Source organism: Salsipaludibacter albus, from assembly GCF_019798055.1.
Classification (GTDB): Bacteria; Actinomycetota; Nitriliruptoria; order Nitriliruptorales; family Nitriliruptoraceae; genus Salsipaludibacter; species Salsipaludibacter albus.
Genome location: NZ_JAHOPH010000016.1, coordinates 77987 through 90287, shown reverse-complemented (window position 1 = coordinate 90287; position 12301 = coordinate 77987). Strand labels below are relative to the sequence as shown.

Sequence of the window (12301 nt, the reverse complement as noted above, 5' to 3'; positions counted from 1 at the left end):
CCCCGGGGCGTCGTCGAACCGGGGGTCGGGGAGGCCGTGGGCGGTCCTGCGGACATGCGACCCTCGTCCAGTGACCCGGTGCGGGCCGGGTCGGTCGTCAGCCGCCCGGTGCGATCGCGGTCGGACCGCCGGTCGGGAGCCAGCCAGTCACCGGTCGCGCGCTCGTCGGCCCGCGACCGGACGTCGGCCGGGCCGTCGCCACGTGTCGCGGCGTCGTCGTTCTGGCTCATCACTCCACCTTGGTCGAGACGTCCCGACCGTGGCACCGTGGAGGGCCACGCCGGGCAGACCCCGCTCCGGCAACCGTACCCGTGCAGGCACCGTGGCCGATCGTCCGGAGGGGGCCGCCCGGTGCGCCGCGGAGGGTGACGACGACTACCGTGTCGGCGGACCGGGAGGCCACCACATGGACGTGAGCGCGCTGCAGAGCACCATCCACCCCGAGGACGACGTCCTCGCGGGCGTCCGGGCGCGGGTGGGCCAGTCGGTGAAGGTGCCCGACGTCGGCACCAGTGCGCTCCTGTCGCACCTCGCGGAGCAACGCAACGTGCGCCACGCCGTCCTGCTCGGGACCACCGGCGGGGTCACCGCGGCGTGGCTCCTGGACGGGATGGACCCCCGTGGGATCGTGACCTGCATCGAGCCGGACACCCGCCGCCACGGGCTGATGGGTGACGCGATCGCCGAACTGGGGATCGCCGACCACGTCCGGCTGATCAACGGGTCGCCCGCCGAGACCTCCGAGCGACTCCGCGACGGCAACTACGACCTCGTCGTCGTCCAGGTCGACACGCCCGACGTCGCCCTGGCCGCCATCGCCGCGCGGCTCCTGCGCGTGGGCGGCATGGTCGTCGTGCGCCACGCCGAGGCCGGCGACGCCGACCTCGCCGCGAGCCTGGCCGACACCCCGTGGGCGACGCCGGTCGTCCTGTCCGACGGCACCTACCTCGCCGTCCGCGACCGCGACCCCGAGCCCACGCACCCGTCGTAGCCCTCGTCCTCCGAGGAAACGCCACTCCGGATGCACCGGAGTTGCTCGCAGGCTCGCAACGTCCAAGCGCGTCCGTGCCCACCCTCCCGCGTCCGACCACCCATCGCGATGTGAGTTGCACGCCGCGATGTGAGTTCGACGCCGTGACGCGCCGAACTCACATCGCGATCGCCAACTCACATCGGGTCCAGCCACCACGCGGCGGCGGGCGAGACGAGCCAGGCGAAGCGAGGAGGGGGGCGGGCAGCGCCTCAGAAGAAGCGGAGCTTGGCGGCGAACTCGGCGGCGGGGGCGAGGATGACGGCGAGGTAGAACATGCCGGTGGAGGCCTGGATGGAGCGGCCGCCCTCGTTGGCCAGGCGGAGGTTGAAGCCGGCGATGACCGCGATCAGCGCCATCACCCCGAACCCGATCAGCAGGGTCATGTTCCCGACCGACAGCAGCGGCGAGATCGTGGACACGCAGGTCGACAGCTCGGCCCCGGCCAGTCCGACGCACGGTGGCGCGTTCAGCGACGACAGCGCGACCGATCCGAACCCGGCCACGACGGCACCCACGTTGACCTTGGCCATCCACACCATGTAGCGGTTGGAGAGCCGGCGCTCGACCAGGTACCAGTGGCCGAGCACCATGCCGTCCCAGATCGCACCGAGCAGGATCGCGCCGAGCACCAGCTCGAGCACGCCCAGCCCCCAGCCCCCGGCACCGTCGCGCAGGGTGCGCAGCCCGGCCAGCGGCACCAGCGAGGCGACCCCGGCCACCGTGGCGGAGATCCCGGCGATCCGCCCGACCACGGGCTGGATCCGCACGGCGAGCACGACGACGGCCACGGCCGCGAGGATCGCGGTGGCGGCCAGCCCCCGTGAGGTCCAGGTCGTCAGCGACAGTGCACGGGCGGAGTCGCCGGCGACGGTCGCCATGGGTGACTGCAGCGAGGCCCAGGCTCCCCACGCCATCAGTGCCAGGGTCGCGGTGACGAGGATCTCGTAGCCGTGGCGCAGGTTCCCCCAGGTCGGCGCGAGCCAGACGAAGACCAGGCCGCCGATGGCCGCCTCCGCGAGGATCAGGGCCAGGACGGCCGCGGGCGCATCCATGGCCGGGTTCCTCCACACGGGGTCGGGGACGTCACCGGGCGAACGATCGCGGTGACGGGGTCGTCATGGTGCCAGCAGCCGGGCGGGGACGCGAACCGGGCTTGGTCAGTCCCACAGCCAGTCGAGCAGCGTGCGCACCGGGATGCCGGTGGCCTGCTTGGGCACGTAGCCGCCGTAGACGGACTCGTCGTTGAAGGCGGGTCCGGCGATGTCGAGGTGGGCCCACGACTGGCCGTCGGGCACGAACGTCTGGAGGAACAGCGCGGCACGGATGGTGCCGGCCCCGGTTCCTCCGGTGTTGCGCACGTCGGCGACGTCGCTGACGACGTCGGTGCCGTACTCGGCCTCGGCCAGCGGGAGTCGCCACATCGGCTCGGCCGACACGGCGGACGCCGCGAGCAGCGACTCGGCCAGCGCGTCGTCGTTGGCCATCACGACGGTGTAGCGGGGACCGAGCGCATGGATCGCGGCGCCGGTCAGCGTGGCGATGTCGACAAGTTCGTCCACGGGCGGGTCGAGCTCGGCCGACCAGCCCAGGGCGTCGGCCATGACCAGCCGGCCCTCGGCGTCGGTGTTGAGCACCTCGACGGTGGTGCCGTCGTACATGGTGATGACGTCACCCGGCCGGGTGGCGCTGCCCGAGGGCATGTTCTCCGCCAGGCACAGCATCCCGGTCAACGCGACCGGCACCTCGGCCGTCGCGGCGGCCCGCACCGTGGCCAGGACGCTCGCGGCGCCGGCCATGTCGATCTTCATCCACTCCATGCCCTTGGGGGTCTTCAGCGACAACCCACCGGAGTCGAAGGTGATGCCCTTGCCGACCAGGGCGACGTGGCGGGTCGCGTCGTCGGGGCGGTAGCGCAGCTGCACGAAGCGTGGCTCGACGGCCGATCCCGCGGCGACCGCCAGGTGGCCACCGAAGCCGGCTGCCTCGATCCGGGCCTGGTCCCAGACCTCGACCTCGACCGGGAGGTCGGCGAACAGCTCGACGACCCGGTCGGCGAAGGCCGGGGGTCGCTTGTCGCCGGCAGGCGTGTTGCCGAGGTCGCGTGCGAGCATCGTGGCGTCGGCGCTGATCCGCCCGCGGGCCGTCCCGACCTCGACGGCGTCACGGTCCCCGCCCACCAGCACGACCTCCGTCAGGGCACGGGCGTCGTCACCGGTCTTGAAGTCACGGAAGACGTAGTGTCCGAGCTCGGTGCCCTCCACGACCGCCCGCGCGGCCAGGGCCGGATCACCGATGTCGACCGTGTGCAGGGTCGTGGCGAGTCGGTCGCGGCGGCTCGCGACCCGCACGGCGGTGGCGCTGGCGGCACGCACCCCGTCGGCGTCGACCGCGTCGCTGCGGCCCAGCCCGACCAGCACCAGCAGGGCCGCGGTGACCGCGTCACCCGCGGGCACGATGGCACAGCTGCCGACCGTGCCGTCCATGTCCACGGCCCGACAGGCGTCGACCAGGTCGATCCCGAGTCGTTGTCCGATGGCGCGACCGGGGTCCGTCACCTGCACCTGCGCGTCGGCGTCGTCGCAGGTCACGCCCAGGACCAGGACGTCGGCCTCGACGTCACCGGGGTGGGCCTCGTCAGGGCGAAATGTCAGCACTCGATGACCGTTCGACGGGGGAGGCGGGCCGGTCGGACCCCTGCACAGGCTACTCGGTGCCACCCCGCCGACCCGACCCGAGCGGGCGACGCGGGCCCGCCCGGGGTTCCCGGCCCCCGCACCTCCACGGCAGGACCCTGTCGCGCCCGGACGCGCGGTCCACGCCGTCGGCCCGGCCGTACCCTGTCGTCCATGGCTGACCACCCCAGCGAATCCCCCGACCGACCTGCCGACCGACCCGCCGACGGGCCTGCCTTCGACGCGGCGTCGTCGACGGCTGCCGACCTGTCCGACGAGCACTCCGGCACCGGCTCCGACGGCCTGTCGGGGGACGACGTCACGGACGTCGCGCCGCGTGGGGACGTCGTCCCCGTGGACCTGCGTGACTACGTGTCGTTCTCCCTCGACGAGGCGACCCGGGTGCGCACCCTGGCGACCGACGACCTCGCGCTGGACCAGTGGTGCCTCGAGCCCCAGCAGTCGACCGGGGTGCTGCAGTACCCCGACTCCGACGTGGTCCACACGGTGCTCGGCGGCCGGGCGTGGTTCGTCACCGAGCAGGGCGAGATCGGGCTGGACCCCCTGGGGGCGTTGCTGGTGCCGGCCGGCACCGTCCACGGCATCGACAACCGCGGGACCGATCCCCTGATCGTGACCTCGGCGATGAGCCCTCCGGACCGCCTGTCCGTCCACGTGCCGGACCAGCCGTCCGGCATGGCGGTCCGTGACGACGCCCAGCACGGACGGGTGGGCCGCGCCCTGAAGGCGCGACTGGGGAACCTCTTCGGACGCTGAGCGCTGCGCGCCGCGTCGCAACACGGGGCGCCGGCGGACCCTCGAACGCGCTACAGGGCGTCGAGCTCCGCGAGGAAGTCCCGGCTGCGCACCACTCGCTGGTCGAACGAGCCCCGGGCCACCATCTGGCTGCCGCGACGCACGATCACCTCGCACATCAGGCGCTGGGAACTGACCTGCGCGACCGTGGCGGTCAGCTCGATGGTCGCACCGATCGGCACGGGTGAGCGCTGGGTGACGTCGAGGTGGTGGCCGACGCCCTCCTCACCGGGCTCGAGGTGCTCGACGAGCAGGTTGCGGCACACCTGCTCCATGTGGCCGACGAGTGCCTGGGTGCCGTAGACGTCGTGGATGACCTCGCCGTCGACCGTGGCCGCCATGTCGGGCGTGACGGTGACGTCGAGCACCTCGGTGGCGCCCCGGGGCGGGCCTGGTTGCATTGATCGCGTCCTCGCGTGTGGCACGCAGGCAAACCTATCGCCTGGTCGTGCCGCGGCGGACCCCCGGATCCCGGTCGCGTGGCCTCAGCGTTCCCCGGGCCGGAGCTCGCGCACGTTGAAGCTGCCGGTGAGGCGATCGGCGTCGGGCAGGGTCACGTCGAAGTCGGCGGCGACCCGCTCGTCGGCACGCTCGACCTCCAGGCGCCCGTCGACCGCGCGACGCCCGCGGCCGTCGGCCCGGATCTCGACGACCACGCCCTCGGTCACGGTGTCACAGTCGTCGACGCAGTCGCTCGTGACGACCTCGACGGTCTCACCCGGGACGAGCACGTCGGGGTTCTCGATCACCATCGAGACCATCATCCCGTCGATGGTCCGCGCGGACCAGCAGACGTCGTCGTCGACCTCGAACCCCGGATCGCAGTCCCCGAACAGGACGTCGGGCACGCCCTCGGAGATGGCGATGCGGGCGCCGTCCAGCGTGCCGGTCACCTGGACGCCGTCGTCCATGGCCTCGGCCTGGCGGTGCTCGGTGGAGCTGGTGGCACAGCCGGCGAGCAGGATCGCGACGACGACCACGCCCACCCACGACGCCGGACGCGCACGGCCCGTCGCGACGGTCATGCGTGGGCGTCGGGCCCGCCATGGGCCCGCTCCTCGGCCAGCGCCGCCAGCCGTCGCAGGCTGGTCGAGAAGATCCGTCGCAGCACCGGCAGGGCCAGGCCGGCACCGAACTCGCCCAGCGCGCCCAACGGTGCCTCGACCTCCTCCCACCACGACAGCCGGGTCCCGCCGGCCTCGTCGGAGAGCTCGAAGGCACCGACACCCCGGATCACGCGACCGAGGTGGGTGGCCTCGAGTCGGTGGGGCGGGTCCCAGCCGGTCACGCGCATCACGTCCAGGACCGGAAGACCCAGCAGCGAGGTCGGCACGTGGATCGTGACGCCGTGGCCCTCGCGCTCGGGGGTGACGACCTCGACCCGCTTGGCGTCGAGCATCCAGTCGGACTGACGCTCCCAGTCGACCAGGACACCCCAGACGACGTCGATCGGGGCGGCCACGTGGCGCTCCACCTCCAGGCGCACGGATCGCCTCCTCATGGGTTCGCGGACGCGCCAGCGTATGCCCCCGGCACGTGGTCGGGCGACCTGCGACGGGGGCTACCCTCACACCCGGCGGCGATCCCTCGAAGGTCGCGCCACGCCCGTCGTCGTCGCGCCCTGCCGGTCGGTCGTCCACGGCCCTGTGCGCTCCCCCGACGACGCCGGCCACTGCCTCCCACCCGTCCTCTCGACTCCGCGAGCTCGCCCATGTTTGCCTCGATCAACGACGCCACCCTGCACTACCGCAGCGACGGTGAGGGCCCGCCGGTCGTGTTCCTCCACGGCCTGGGTGGCAGTGCCAACATCTGGCACGGCGTGATGGCGGCCATGACCCAGCACCACCACTGCGTCGCCATGGACCTGCGCGGCCACGGCCGCAGCAGCGGGGCGGGCCGGTTCAGCATCGAGGGGTTCGCCAAGGACGTCGAGGGACTCGTCCGCCATCTCGAGCTGCCCGCGATCACCCTGGTCGGACACTCCATGGGGTCGCTCGTCGCCCAGCAGCTGGCCCATCGTCGCCAGGACCTGGTGAGCCACCTCGTCCTGGTCGGCGCGATCAGCCAGTTCGAACCCGCCACGTCCGAGGCCTACCGGGCACGTGCGCAGCAGGTCGAGGACGACGGCCTCGACGGCCTGGTCGACGCCTGGCTGGCCGGCGCCGTCAGTCCGCAGACCCACGCCCTGCAGTCGGGGGCGACCGGGCTGCTGCGTGAGCTGTTCCTGCGCAACGACCCCGCCTCGTACGCCAAGGCGACTCGCGCCCTGGCCGAGGCACCCTCGATCCGCCGGGACGAGCTGGGCCAGCCGACCCTGATCCTGACCGGTGCCCACGACCGCTCGACACCGCTGGCGATGTCGGAGGAGCTGCACCGTTCCATCCCGGTCAGCCGGGTCGAGGTGCTCCCCGACGTCGCGCACTGGTCGCCGGTGGAGGCACCCGGCCGGATCGCCGCGTCGATCCTCGAGTTCCTGACCTGAGCGGTCCGCCCGTGGACCGCCCACCCGCCGACGACCGGGACCTGCCGGCCCTGGCCCGGCGGGACCTGCACCGCACCCTGGTCGTGCCCACCCTGGACGAGGTGGACGCCGTCGAGCGACTGGCCGACCTGGCGACCGCCGTGCGCACCGGCGGCGTCGTGGACCGGGTGGTCCTCGTCGACGGTGGCTCGACGGACGGCACGCCGGCCCGGGCACACGAACTCGGCCTGGAGGTCGTCGTGGCCGCCGACCGTCCTCCCGGTTCGCCGGTGCGGGGCAAGGGCGACTCGCTGTGGCGGGTCGCGGACCTGGCGACCGACGTGCTGGTGTTCCGCGACGCGGACGTGGTGGGGGTCGGCGCCGACGACATCGACGCGCTCGCCACTGCGGTCGAGGCCGGGGGCGTCGCACTCGCCAAGGGTCGCTTCACCCGGCTGCAACATGCGGACGGTCCGGCCCGGGTCGTCTCCGGCCGGATCACGGAGTTCGTGGCACGTCCGCTGCTCGGCCTGCTCGCCCCGGAGCTCGACCTGCCCGAGCCCCTGTCGGGCCAGTTCGCGATCCGGGCGTCGGTCCTGGCGGAGCTTCCCGTCGTGACCCGGTACGGGGTCGACGTCGGGCTCGCCCTGGACGTCGCCGCACGGTTCGGGCCCGAGGCGGTCCGCAGCGTCGACGTCGGCTCGCTGACCCACCGTGCGAAGGGCGACGCGTCGCTGGTGCCGATGGCCCACGACGTCGCCGCGACGATCCTGGGACGCCGGGCCCCCGACGACGGGACTCCCGGCCCCGTGCGCACCGCGAATGTCGACGCCATGCTGGAACCGCCCGACGACGAACCGGGCGCCGTCGCCGGCCTGCTGGCGTGCGCGGGCCCCGACGGTCCGCTGGTCGTGCGTCCGCCGCGACGGGCCTGGCTCGCCGGTCGGGCGGACGGCCACGCCGACGACCACGCCACGGAGCGACCATGACCACCTGGCTGTCCGACACCGGCGCGACCCTGATGGGGATCGTCAACGTCAACCCGGACTCCTTCTCGGACCCACGGTCGGACGTCGACCTGCAGGAGCGCCTGGCGGTGGCGCGTCGCCAGGTCGCCGACGGGGCGTCGGTGGTGGACCTCGGGGCCCAGTCGGCCGCGACCCACCTGCCGGTCGTGGACCCCGAGGCCGAGGTCGAGCGCCTGGTGCCGATCGTGGAGGCGCTGGTCGCGGACGGCGTCGCGGTCAGCGTCGACACCTACAAGCCCGCGGTCGCCGCCGCGGTCCTGGCCGCGGGGGCCGACATCGTCAACGACTACTCGGGGGTCGAGCACCCCGAGATCGTCTCGCTGGTCGCCGACCATCCCGACGCGCGCTACGTGCTGACCCACAACCGGGGCCGGCCCAAGCAGCGGCTGACCGAGCCGGCCCTGTACGACGACGTCACCGGCGACGTCATCACCTTCTTCGAGTCACGGCTCGACGACCTCGACGAACTCGGGCTGCCGGCCGAACGCGTGGTCCTGGACCCCGGTGTCGACCTGTCCAAGACGCCCAGCCAGACCCTGGCCGTCATGCGCGAGGTCGACCGGATCGCATCGGCCTTCGACCTCCCCCAACTGTGGGCGATCTCCCGCAAGGACGTACTGGGCGTCGCGACGGGGCGGCCGCCGGCGCAGCGCGACCCCGCCACCCTCGCGGTGCTCGAATGGTTCGCCGACCGCCCCGACACCCTGCTGCGGGTCCACGACGTCGCCGGCGCCGGGGACTACCTGGCGATGCGAAGCCTGCTGCACGGACGCGCCGACCTCGCGTCCACGACGATGCTGGACCCTCGCCTGTACCGACAGGCACCCCCGGCGAGCGGGGGTGCCTGACGGCTCGGGCCGGCGGTGCGGCCCACACGGGTCGGTGCTCACTGGGTCCGGACGCTGACCCCCAGCGAGATCGGCATCAGGCTGGCGCGGGTCCAGACGTTGCGTCGCCCGCCGCCCAGGGTCAGGTCGCCCTTGTGGATGCCGTCGGCCTCGGTGCCGAACGACCACGGGCCGCCGCTGTCGCCGCCGATGGTGTTGTCGGAGTCCATCGCCATCAGGAACCAGTGGGTGGCCCCGAAGGTCGCGATCACGAAGTTGGAGTAGACATCGTCGCACTCGCGGTCGTTGGACGACCGGCCGTAGACGCACGACGGGACGTTCACGGGCAGCAGGTTGGACACCGAGTTGACCTCGCGCACCTGGGTCGCCGTCGCGTAGAACTCGGCCGGCTCGACGTGGTCGGTCGTGTACCACGCCACGTCCCCGAACAGGCCGTAGTGGTCGGCCTCGTGGTCGATGTCGTACTCGAGCCCGTCACTGGGCTGGACGTACTCGTCGACCTCCGGGGTGCAGTGGCCCGCGGTCGAGATGCCGGTGGTCCCGGTGGTGGACCGCACGCTGAAGCCGGTCGTGCACCAGTTGACCTCGTTGTTGAGCAGCCATGCACCCCCGCGGGTGTGCTCGTCACGCGCGACGGGCCGCTCCGAGACGGTCAGCTCGACGCCCTTGGCCAGCTCGTCGGGCAGCTTCGGGCTGCCCTTGCCGTACACGGATGCCTGGATGGTGTCGTCGGGCATGGCCGCGGCGACGACCTGCTCGTAGCCGGACTCGACCAGCAGGTCGTGCACCTTGGCGGTGCGCTCCTGCAACTCCTCGGCGGTGTGGCGGGCGTCGTCGGTCAGCTTCACGCGCAGCCCGCTGCGCTCGACGAGCTGCTCGACCTCCTTGGGCACGTGGCCTTCGAAGCGCAACAGTGACGTGTCACCGGGTCGTTCGGCGTAGACGGCGGCGGCGAAGCGGTCCGGGTGCGACTCGGCGATCGAGGCCGCCAGTTCGGCGAAGCGCCGGGAGTCGACCAGGAACTCGCGGGTCGGGACCGGCTTCCAGTCGTTGGCCTCGGCGACGAGCCGGGCGTCGAGGGCCTCGGAGGTCGTGCGGTCGAGGACCTTGTCGTCGACGGCCGGGTCCTCCTGGGCGGCGGCAGCGGTGGCGCCGGCGACCAGGGCCGTGGCGGCCAGGACGGCGGCGGTGCGAATGACGAGCGTGCGATGCATGGGTCTGTCCTTGGATGGATGACGGGTCGCGTGACGTTTCGTTGCACGTCACTCACCCACAGGGGAGGCTCTGTCGGGCAGCGGTGATACGAGAACGGACCGTCTCGGGCGTCACCGGCGGTAGCGTGGCACCCATGGAGGACCTGCCGAAGCTCACGCCCGACGACCTCGGGGACGACCCCCTGCAGGCCTACGTCGACTGGGTCGACGAGGCCCGCGATGCCGGGGTCACCGATCCCGACGCGGTCGTGGTGGCGACCGCCACGCCAGACGGGGCGCCGTCGGCGCGCGCCGTGCTGGTCCGGGTGGTCGACGCCGACGGCATGCTGTTCTTCACCAACCGGTCCAGCCGCAAGGGCCGCGAGCTCGCCGCCAACGACCAGGTCGCCCTGACGGCGGTCTGGACCTCGCTGCATCGCTCCGTCCGGGTCGAGGGCACCGCCGAGTGGTCCACGGAGGCCGAGTCGGATGCCTACTGGGACAGCCGGCCGCACGGTTCACGGCTGGCCGCGATCGCCTCGCCCCAGTCCACCCCGATCGACCGCGACGCGTTGCAGGCCCGGTGGGAGGAGCTGTCCCGTGCGCACCCGGAGGGCACGCCCATCCCCCGCCCGGAGCGCTGGGGTGGGGTGCGGGTCCGTCCGACCAGCATCGAGTTCTGGCAGGGCCGGCGGTTCCGGCTCCACGACCGGCTGGTCTACCGGCGGACCACGGACGGGTGGGACGTGGTGAGGCTGGCCCCGTGAGCGTCGACGTCCACGGTCACGAACGCCTCCCGTGGTGGCACCTGCACCTGCCCACCCTGCTTGGCAGCGTGGTGATGGCCACCGTCACCGTCGTGGTCGGCACCGACGCAGTGCGCACCGGGTCGATCCTGGCATGGGTCGCGACGGTGGCACTGGCGGTCAACTCCGCCGCCCTGCTCGCGGCGTCCCGGGAACGGGTCATGGGCCGGGAGTACGAGGGCACGCCACGCCGGTTCGCCCGCGTGGCCGAGCTCGGGCCCCACGGTCGGCGCGAGTGGTGGTGGTCGGTGGTCGCGTTCGGCGCGTTCGTCATGGCCATGGTCGCCACCCTGCTGGGCTAGGTGTCATGACCGGCGATCCGTCGAGCCTCCGGCGCCCGACCGTGACCGATCAACGCGCACTGTTGCCGCAGGCCATCACGCTCGGGGGAGTGCGGGGTGTTCAGTCGGTGCGGGCGCGGAGTTCCTCGACCAGGGCGGGGACGACGTCGTAGAGGTCGCCGACGATGCCGAAGTCCGCGATCTGGAAGATCGGCGCCTCGGCGTCCTTGTTGATGGCGACGATGTTCTGCGAGGTCTGCATCCCGGCACGGTGCTGGATCGCACCCGAGATCCCCGACCCGATGTAGAGCATCGGCGAGATCGTCCGGCCGGTCTGCCCGATCTGGTAGCGGTGCGGGTACCAGCCCGCGTCCGTGGCGGCGCGTGACGCACCGACGCCGGCGCCCAGGACGTCGGCCAGCTCCTCCATCAGCTCGAAGCCGTCCTCACTGCCCAGGCCACGGCCACCGGCGACCACGATCGCGGCCTCACCGATGTCGGGCCGGTCGGCCGAGGCCTCCTTCTCGACGTCGGTGACGCGGGCGGCGGTGGCGGACTCGGACAGCTCGACGTCGAGGTCGACGACCTCGGGCTCGCCGCCGTCGCCCTCCTCGACCGGGAAGGCGTTGGGCGACACGCCGAACAGGGCCAGCTTGCCGTCGGCGACCTTCGACTGGGTGATGGTCGCACCGCCGAAGACCTCCTTGGTCGCCACGATGGTGCCGTCCTCCACCGCGAGGTCGGTCACGTCGGTGATCACGCCGCCGTCGCGACGGATCGCCAGGCGGGCGGCGACGTCCTTGGTGTGGTTGGACGACGCGAACAGGATCGCCGACACGTCGGCGGTGTCCAGCACGGCCTCGAGGGCCTCGACCTTGGGGAGGGTGACGTAGGCGTCGGCGTCGGGGTCGTCCCACCAGTACAGGGTCTCGACGCCACCGGCGCCCAGCGCCTCCATGGCGTCGTCGGCGTCCTCGCCGAACCAGGCGGCGGCGACGGAGTCACCGGTCTCGGCGGCGAGGCGGCGGGCGGCGGTCAGCATCTGGAGGCTGACCTTGCGGGGCGTGCCCTCGGCGTGGTCGATCAGGACGAGGAGGCAAGACATCAGTGGGTTCCTTTCGGGAGCATCGTTCGTGTTGGTCGGTCGCGCGTGCAGGCGACCG

At 72.8% G+C, this 12301-nt stretch carries 14 protein-coding genes and 1 pseudogene; 7 read left to right on the top strand and 8 right to left on the bottom strand.

Annotated features, from left to right (window positions below; genetic code table 11):
• A pseudogene (locus KR546_RS11475) lies at positions 1–230 on the bottom strand (hypothetical protein); the annotation flags it as partial.
• 176 nt (positions 231–406) lie between these two features.
• Here KR546_RS11475 and KR546_RS11470 point away from each other — a divergent pair.
• Entirely contained in the window at positions 407–991 is a 585-nt protein-coding gene (locus tag KR546_RS11470; RefSeq protein ID WP_238444848.1) for an O-methyltransferase, read from the top strand.
• 251 nt (positions 992–1242) lie between these two features.
• Here KR546_RS11470 and KR546_RS11465 read toward each other — a convergent pair whose 3' ends face one another.
• Entirely contained in the window at positions 1243–2085 is an 843-nt protein-coding gene (locus KR546_RS11465; protein WP_238444847.1) for a hypothetical protein, read from the bottom strand.
• 105 nt (positions 2086–2190) lie between these two features.
• Positions 2191–3687, bottom strand: coding sequence for a leucyl aminopeptidase (locus KR546_RS11460; protein WP_238444846.1), 1497 nt, complete (start codon positions 3685–3687; stop codon positions 2191–2193).
• A gap of 192 nt (positions 3688–3879) precedes the next feature.
• Here KR546_RS11460 and KR546_RS11455 point away from each other — a divergent pair, with 192 nt between their 5' ends.
• A complete protein-coding gene (locus KR546_RS11455) occupies positions 3880–4482 on the top strand; it encodes a cupin domain-containing protein (RefSeq protein ID WP_238444845.1) in 603 nt (200 codons plus the stop codon).
• 50 nt (positions 4483–4532) lie between these two features.
• On the opposite strand, the gene KR546_RS11450 is transcribed toward KR546_RS11455, so the two are convergent.
• The 3 genes from KR546_RS11450 to KR546_RS11440 form a co-directional block, all read right to left on the bottom strand.
• Positions 4533–4922 (bottom strand): thioesterase family protein, encoded by a 390-nt coding sequence (locus KR546_RS11450; protein ID WP_238444844.1) that lies wholly within the window; start codon positions 4920–4922, stop codon positions 4533–4535.
• Positions 4923–5006: 84 nt separating this feature from the next.
• Positions 5007–5546: a hypothetical protein gene (locus KR546_RS11445; protein WP_238444843.1), complete on the bottom strand. Its 540-nt coding sequence runs from the start codon at positions 5544–5546 to the stop codon at positions 5007–5009.
• Positions 5543–6007 (bottom strand): SRPBCC family protein, encoded by a 465-nt coding sequence (locus KR546_RS11440; RefSeq protein WP_238444842.1) that lies wholly within the window; start codon positions 6005–6007, stop codon positions 5543–5545. Before KR546_RS11440 ends, KR546_RS11445 begins: the two co-directional genes overlap by 4 nt.
• A 225-nt stretch (positions 6008–6232) precedes the next feature.
• Here KR546_RS11440 and KR546_RS11435 point away from each other — a divergent pair, with 225 nt between their 5' ends.
• The 3 genes from KR546_RS11435 to folP are packed head-to-tail and all read left to right on the top strand — an operon-like array spanning position 6233 to position 8858.
• Entirely contained in the window at positions 6233–7003 is a 771-nt protein-coding gene (locus KR546_RS11435; RefSeq protein WP_238444841.1) for an alpha/beta fold hydrolase, read from the top strand.
• 11 nt (positions 7004–7014) lie between these two features.
• A complete protein-coding gene (locus KR546_RS11430) occupies positions 7015–7971 on the top strand; it encodes a glycosyltransferase family protein (RefSeq protein ID WP_238444840.1) in 957 nt (318 codons plus the stop codon).
• On the top strand, positions 7968–8858 hold the full coding sequence (folP, locus tag KR546_RS11425) for a dihydropteroate synthase (protein WP_238444839.1): 891 nt from the start codon (positions 7968–7970) through the stop codon (positions 8856–8858). Before KR546_RS11430 ends, folP begins: the two co-directional genes overlap by 4 nt.
• Before the next feature lie 38 nt (positions 8859–8896).
• Here folP and KR546_RS11420 read toward each other — a convergent pair whose 3' ends face one another.
• On the bottom strand, positions 8897–10072 hold the full coding sequence (locus tag KR546_RS11420) for a S1 family peptidase (protein ID WP_238444838.1): 1176 nt from the start codon (positions 10070–10072) through the stop codon (positions 8897–8899).
• Between the two features lie 134 nt (positions 10073–10206).
• Between KR546_RS11420 and pdxH the strand changes: the two genes are divergently transcribed.
• A complete protein-coding gene (gene pdxH / locus KR546_RS11415) occupies positions 10207–10818 on the top strand; it encodes a pyridoxamine 5'-phosphate oxidase (RefSeq protein ID WP_238444837.1) in 612 nt (203 codons plus the stop codon).
• Positions 10815–11159, top strand: a complete 345-nt coding sequence (locus KR546_RS11410) for a hypothetical protein (protein WP_238444836.1) — start codon at positions 10815–10817, stop codon at positions 11157–11159. The genes pdxH and KR546_RS11410 overlap by 4 nt, the downstream gene beginning before the upstream one ends.
• 100 nt (positions 11160–11259) lie before the next feature.
• On the opposite strand, the gene KR546_RS11405 is transcribed toward KR546_RS11410, so the two are convergent.
• The gene (locus KR546_RS11405; protein ID WP_238444835.1) at positions 11260–12243 is read right to left on the bottom strand and encodes an electron transfer flavoprotein subunit alpha/FixB family protein; all 984 of its coding nucleotides are present in this window, start codon (positions 12241–12243) and stop codon (positions 11260–11262) included.
• Positions 12244–12301: the final 58 nt, after the last annotated feature.